Annotated in this window: 6 protein-coding genes and 2 pseudogenes; 4 read left to right on the forward strand and 4 right to left on the reverse strand. The window is 70.4% G+C overall.

What is annotated here, in order from left to right:
* Positions 1 to 449: 449 nt before the first annotated feature.
* The gene (locus ABZ719_RS37040; protein ID WP_366729568.1) at positions 450 to 656 is read right to left on the reverse strand and encodes a hypothetical protein; all 207 of its coding nucleotides are present in this window, start codon (positions 654 to 656) and stop codon (positions 450 to 452) included.
* Between the two features lie 46 nt (positions 657 to 702).
* On the opposite strand from ABZ719_RS37040, the gene ABZ719_RS37045 reads away from it, so the two are divergent.
* A complete protein-coding gene (locus ABZ719_RS37045; protein WP_366729569.1) occupies positions 703 to 1,071 on the forward strand; it encodes a hypothetical protein in 369 nt (122 codons plus the stop codon).
* Between the two features lie 83 nt (positions 1,072 to 1,154).
* On the opposite strand, the gene ABZ719_RS37050 is transcribed toward ABZ719_RS37045, so the two are convergent.
* The 3 genes and pseudogenes from ABZ719_RS37050 to ABZ719_RS37060 form a co-directional block, all read right to left on the reverse strand.
* Positions 1,155 to 1,427 carry an aldo/keto reductase gene (locus ABZ719_RS37050; protein WP_366729570.1) on the reverse strand — a complete coding sequence of 91 codons (273 nt, stop codon included), beginning with the start codon at positions 1,425 to 1,427 and terminating at the stop codon, positions 1,155 to 1,157.
* 141 nt (positions 1,428 to 1,568) lie between these two features.
* Positions 1,569 to 1,838 (reverse strand): annotated as a pseudogene (locus ABZ719_RS37055) (short-chain dehydrogenase); the annotation flags it as partial.
* 35 nt (positions 1,839 to 1,873) lie between these two features.
* Positions 1,874 to 2,785, reverse strand: coding sequence for a helix-turn-helix transcriptional regulator (locus tag ABZ719_RS37060; RefSeq protein ID WP_366729571.1), 912 nt, complete (start codon positions 2,783 to 2,785; stop codon positions 1,874 to 1,876).
* A gap of 134 nt (positions 2,786 to 2,919) precedes the next feature.
* Here ABZ719_RS37060 and ABZ719_RS37065 point away from each other — a divergent pair, with 134 nt between their 5' ends.
* From ABZ719_RS37065 to ABZ719_RS37075, 3 genes and pseudogenes are all read left to right on the forward strand, one after another.
* The gene (locus ABZ719_RS37065) at positions 2,920 to 4,161 is read left to right on the forward strand and encodes an MFS transporter (protein ID WP_366729572.1); all 1,242 of its coding nucleotides are present in this window, start codon (positions 2,920 to 2,922) and stop codon (positions 4,159 to 4,161) included.
* A 153-nt stretch (positions 4,162 to 4,314) separates the two neighbouring features.
* The gene (locus tag ABZ719_RS37070) at positions 4,315 to 5,337 is read left to right on the forward strand and encodes a zinc-dependent alcohol dehydrogenase family protein (RefSeq protein ID WP_366729573.1); all 1,023 of its coding nucleotides are present in this window, start codon (positions 4,315 to 4,317) and stop codon (positions 5,335 to 5,337) included.
* 275 nt (positions 5,338 to 5,612) lie between these two features.
* A pseudogene (locus tag ABZ719_RS37075) lies at positions 5,613 to 5,972 on the forward strand (2Fe-2S iron-sulfur cluster-binding protein); the annotation flags it as partial.
* Positions 5,973 to 6,064 lie beyond the last annotated feature (92 nt).

The following is a 6,064-nucleotide window of genomic DNA, read 5'->3' on the forward strand; positions in this document are numbered from 1 at the left end:
GCAGTCACCTCATAGACGGCTGCCTCACCGAGACCGGCCTGACCATCAGGCCCGCCTGAGCAACTCCACGACATCACGAGTTCAACCTCAGTAGGACCCTGGCGCGCTACTGGTCCGCCGGTCGACGTCGGCAGATACCCACCCCGTAGGGTGGGACGCCAGGCTCTCGCATCGTTCGTCGTCTGTGGGCTGGATGGCAATTCCCTCGCAGCGTGGAGACGATCCATGCGGCCAGTCCCTCAGCGGGGTGGCCCGGTACTCGCGTACGTAGTCGATCGGGCTGTTGAAACCGCACACGCTGTGTAGCCTGTAGGGTGCCAGAAGTAACGCGTAGCCTTTGAACAGGTATTTTGCAGTCCCGGTCGACGATGGCAGGCTCGGGTGGAATGGCGTTGCGCGTGCTGTACCTGGTCTTCCTGAAGCTTCTCGGGCTGCTCCTGCTGTTGTCGCTATCGGAGGAGGCCAAGAACGTCGAGCTGCTTGCGCTGCGCCACGAGGTCGCGGTGCTGCGCCGCCAGCTCGGCGCCCGGCCGCGCCTCGCCTGGCCGGACCACGCCGTGCTCGCAGCTCTCGTCCGACGCCCAGGCCGAGCAGGCACTGCGAGCCCGCATCCGACCGGTACTCACGACGCTGAGCAGGGCCTCTGGCGAGTCCACCTTCCTCGCCCTGGTCACCGGCAACGACTACCTCTGCGTCGACGCCGTGCAGTCGCACAAGCCCCTCCACCTGGCGGTGAGACCTGGCGAGCGCAAGCCGCTCATCGGTGAGGCGCTCGGCCATGCCCTCCTCGCCGTTGACGCCGATCTCGCCAGGACCGTCCGCGCCGACGACCCCGAGCGGTGGGAACAGCACGCACAGGAAATCGCCGATGCGGAGCGCCTCGGCTACGCCCTCGACCTCGACAGCCAGCGCGCCGGGATCTCGTGCGTCGCGGTCGCGATCACTCCGCGTGCGGCCATCGCCACCGTCGGACCCACGAACCGCCTGTCGAAGCAGCGCCTCGTCTCGATTGCCCAGCGGATGCGCCAGGAATTGGAAAGGGCCCGGCCCGTCGGACAGGGCTGGCTCTGACTCTGCGGCGCGCCTCGGCAGTGCCAAGACACCGAGACGGCGGCGGCCCAGGAGGCTGTCTGGCCGACTCGGACCGGTGACGGTCACGCCGTCAATGCGGTGAGCACCTCGTACGGGTCGGGCTCCAAGGCGATGTCTGCTGCCGAGATGTTGGCTTCGAACTCGTCGACGACGTCTGCGCCGACGATGACCGAGGCGCCGGCCGGGCGGGAGAGCAGCCAGGCGAGCCGAAGCCTGGTAGGTGCGCATCCCCCACGTGCGATTGGGCCGGCCGACCTGACGGCCCGAGCGGCGCCCTGCACGGTCGGCGCGACTACGAACGTCGCGGTGCCGAGGCAGACCCGAGAGACCTTCACGCCGGTCGAGCCGGGGATGGAGTACCGCGCGAGCGATGGTCCCTTCTCGTCAGGAGTGGCGGGGGCCGACCGGGGCGGCGACGGCCGCGACGGCGTCGGCAACCGGGGTGGTGCCGTCGGTGAGTTCGACGATGGTGCGGCTCAAATCGGGGTTGTGCAGCGCGGAGGTGATGAAGACTGCGACGTTGTCGCGGCGTACGTGTGCAGGAGTGGGTCCTGGAATGCCTCGTCGTGTACGGCGGGGTGGGGCTGCTGGCGCTGGCGGTGGTACCAGTAGCCGCCGGTGGCCAGCGCCTGGGGATCGTCGCTGGTGGCCAGCCACTGCTGTGTCTGATAGCCGAGTTCGAGATCGTCCGGGGCACCGGGCCCGCCCATCCTCGTGGGCACCCAGCCCGTGGCCACCGCGTTGCTCCGTGCTCGACATGGCTAGTGTCCTGAACGGCTTGTCAGCGTGCCGGGGACCGGCGCGTGGGCAGGTGGGGCGCGTTTGTGGCGGCCCAGGAGGCGAGCAGGCGCAGGCCGTCTTCGGAGGGGGAGCCGGGTTCGGCGGTGTAGATGGTCAGGGAGTGCGCCTCGCCGGCCGCCGAGACGGGCAGGTCCAGGGGCTGATAGGTGAGCTCCAGGTCCCCGGCCTCGGGATGGTGGAAGCGTTTGACGCCGCCGTGGTGGATACGCACGTTGTGGGACGCCCAACGGGTGCGGAACTCCGGGCTGAGCGTGGACAGCTCGCCGATGAGCTCACGCAGGGCCTTGTCGTTGGGGTAACGGCCGGCCTCGGCCCGCAGGAGCGCGGCGGTGGTGGTGACGGCGCCGTCCCAGTCGGCGGCGAAGTCGGCCGAGTCGTCGTCGAGGAACCAGTAGCGGGCGAAGTTGGGGCGGCCGTTTCCACCGATGGTCGGGCTGTCAAACATGGGTGCGAACAGGGCGCGGGTGAGTGTGTTGGTGGCCACGATGTCCAGGCGGCCGTTGGTGACGAAAGCTGCGGACATGGTCATGGAGTCCAGCAGCCACTGGACACGGGGCGGGACGTCGACGGCCTTGCGTCGGCGCCGGGGTGCGGGGCTGGGATGGGCGGCTTTGGCGAGGTCGAACAGGTAGGTGCGTTCGTCGTCGTCCAGCTGGAGGGTGCGGGCCACCGCGTCGAGGACGTCCTCGGAGACGCCGCTGATGTGGCCCTTCTCCAGCCGGGTGTACCACTCGGTGCTCACGCCGGCGAGGACGGCGACTTCCTCGCGGCGCAGCCCGGGCACGCGTCGTCGGCCGCTGGTGGGCAGGCCGACCTGCTCAGGGGTGAGCTGGGCCCGGCGGCGGGCGAGGAAGTCACGGATGTCGGCGCGGTTGTCCGGGCGGTGTTCCATGCTTTCAACGCTACGGCCGGAGCCCGGCGGGAGGGGGGTTGAGCTTGTACCCCCATAAACACAGCCTCCCGCGCACGCGGCGGAGGCGGTTTCGTGGATTGCGCACCCACTTCTCGATCCCACGGAGACGCTGTATGACCACGCGAGGAGGAACCCTCCACGCTCCCGCCGACCTGCCGGTCGCAGAGGCTGAGCGGACACCTACCCGGCTGCCGCTCGTCGTGTACGTGCTGGCTCTGGCCACGTTCTTGATGGGCACGACCGAGTTCGTGGTGGCGGGCCTGCTGCCCGAGATCGCCGGCGACGTGCAGGTCAGCGTGGCCCGGGCCGGAATGCTGATCACGGTGTTCGCGGTCGGCATGGTCGTCGGCGCGCCACTGATGGCGATGCTGACCCTGCGGCTGCCCAAGCGGTGGACGCTGGTTCTGGCTCTGGCCGTGTTCGCTGTCGGTCACGTGATCGTGGCCCTCTGTTCCAGCTTCGCGCTGTTGCTGGCCGCACGGTTCCTGACGGCGCTGGCGACCGGCGCGTTCTGGGCGGTGGCCAACGTGGTGGCCGCTCGCGCGGTCGGTCCCGCCGCGAGTTCGCGGGCGCTGGGCGTCGTGGGCGCTGGTGCGATGCTGGCCAACGTCGTCGGGGTGCCACTCGGCGCGTTCGCCGGGCAGCTCATGGGCTGGCGCGGCCCCTTCTGGGCGCTCGCCGCCCTCGCGGTGGCCGCCATGGCGCTGATCGCCCGCCACGTCCCGCACGACGGGCCCGCCGCTGAGGCGGTCTCGATCCGGTCCGAGCTGTCCGCTCTGCGCTCGGGGCGCCTGTGGCTGGCGCTGGCCGCCTGTGCGACCACGACCGGCGGTGTGCTCGCGACGTACACCTACATCTCGCCGCTGCTGACCGACCGGGCGGGCCTGGCCTCCCGCCTGGTACCGCTGGTCCTGATCGGCTTCGGGATCGGCGCCCTGGCGGGCTTCCTTGTCGGGGGCCGTCTGGGGGACCGCCGCCCGTACGCGACGACGATCGTGGCCCCCGCGGTCACGACGGTCCTGCTGCTGGCGATTTGCCTGCTGGCCGGCTATGCGGTGCCGACGATCGTGCTGGTCGCACTGCTCGGCCTGTTCGGGCTCGGGGCGAACCCGGTACTCATCGCCCTGGCCGTCCGCTTCGCGGGCCGCGCCCCCACCCTGGGGTCCGCGCTGACGGTGTCGGCGTTCAACCTCGGCACCGCCGCCGGTTCCTGGATCGCCGGCTTCGCTCTCGAATCCTCCCTGGGAGCCACGGGCCCGGCCGCGGTCGGCACGGTGATCGCCGCGCTGACCCTGTTCCCGACCCTCGCCATCGCGCTCACCCACAGCCGCCGACCCGCACCGGCACCCGCCTAGACCAGCAGCACCCCCGGCCCTGACGGGTTACGCCCATCCAGCGGACTCGGCGGCGCCAGGGCCACCAAACCCAGGAAGCCGCGGCGATCCCGTGCTTCCTGAACAAGAAGCGGCGCCCCACGGCGCCAGAACAACCAGCAAGGAGAAGCCACCATGCGTGGAGTAGTGATGCACACCGCCGGCGACGTCCGCGTCGAGGAGCGCGCCGACCCGAAGATCATCGAGCCGACCGACGCCATCGTGAAGCTGACCGCGACCTGCATCTGCGGCTCCGACCTGTGGCCGTACCGCGGCATCGAGCCCGCCGACCACCAGGTCATGGGCCACGAGTACGTGGGCGTCGTCGAGGAGATCGGCTCCGAGGTCAAGAACGTCAACGTCGGCGACTTCGTCGTCGGGTCGTTCGTCATCTCCGACAACACCTGCGAGATCTGCCAAGCCGGGTTCCAGTCCAAGTGCGTGCACGCCGAGTTCGTCGCACAGACCATCGGCACCCAGGCCGAGAAGGCCCGCATCCCGCACGCCGACGGCACCCTGGTCGCCACCCCGGGCCAGCCCGACCCCGAGCTGATCCCCGCCCTGCTCGCGGCCTCCGACGTGCTCGGCACCGGCTGGTACGCCGCCGTCGCCGCCGAAGCAGGGCCCGGCAAGACCGTCGCCGTCGTCGGCGACGGCGCCGTCGGCCTCATGGCCGTCCTCGCCGCCAAGCAGCTCGGCGCCGAGCGGATCATCGCGATGTCCCGCCACCCCGAGCGACAGAAGCTGGCCCGCTACTACGGCGCCACCGACATCGTCGAAGAGCGCGGCGAAGAGGGCATCGCAAAGATCAAGGAACTCACGGGCGGGCTCGGCGCGCACTCAGTCGTCGAGGCCGTCGGCACCCAGGAGTCGTTCATGCAGGCCGTCGGCGCCACCCGCGGCGGCGGGCACCTGGGCTACGTGGGCGTCAACTACGACGTTCAGATTCCCGGGATCGAGCTGTTCTTCGCCGGCATCCACACCCTCGGCGGCCCCGCCCCCGTACGCCGGTTCCTGCCCGACCTGATCCAGCTCATCTGGGACCGCAAGATCGACCCCGGCAAGGTCTTCGACCTCACCCTGCCCCTGGAGCAGGCACCCGAGGGCTACAAGGCCATGGACGAACGCCGCGCCACCAAGGTCCTCCTCACCTTCTGACGCAAGGCCGCCCCACGGGCTCGTGCCCCGACACCCCCAGCGGCACGAGCCCGGCCAGGGCCGGCGACCGGACCGACAGGCCCACGCACGAGCCCGTGCGCCGACTCATCGGCCACGCCGGCGCACGGTCGAAAAGGCCCGCTCGTGGCGCGCCGTCCCCTCGTGTACAGCGCACCTCCCAGACAAGGCTGCCGTTGCCTTCACGGCCACGGCACCCCCTGCCCCGGTCGTGTCCGCGCGCACGGCCGACTCGTCAACGATGCGAAGGCATACACATGTCCACTGACCCCGCAGTCCCGCATCCTTCCTCCCCCACTCCACCCTCCTCTCCTGTGACGGCGCCGAGCAGGCGCACCTTCATAGCCACCACCACCGCAGTCGGCGGGGCCGTCGTCGCCGGCAGCGTGGTCGGCGGAACACTTCTGGGCGGCCCGCAGGAGGCAGCCGCCGCCGATGCCGCGCCCACCAGCCGCGTCACCGTGACGGTCAACGGCACCCGGCGCACCGTGACGGTCGACAACCGCACCTCGCTCCTCGACCTGCTGCGTGAACACCTGGGCCTCACGGGCGCGAAGAAGGGGTGCAACGCCGGAGCGTGCGGCGCGTGCACGGTGCTGGTCGACGGGCAGCGGGTTACTGATTTCGGCTCGTCGGGGTGAACCTTCATGAAGTCTGTGAGGGACCCGGAGTGATGCCTGTATCCCATGGTGTGTGAGATATGCGGATG

This window comes from Streptomyces sp. NPDC006743, from assembly GCF_040703815.1.
In the GTDB taxonomy this organism is placed as follows: Bacteria; Actinomycetota; Actinomycetes; order Streptomycetales; family Streptomycetaceae; genus Streptomyces.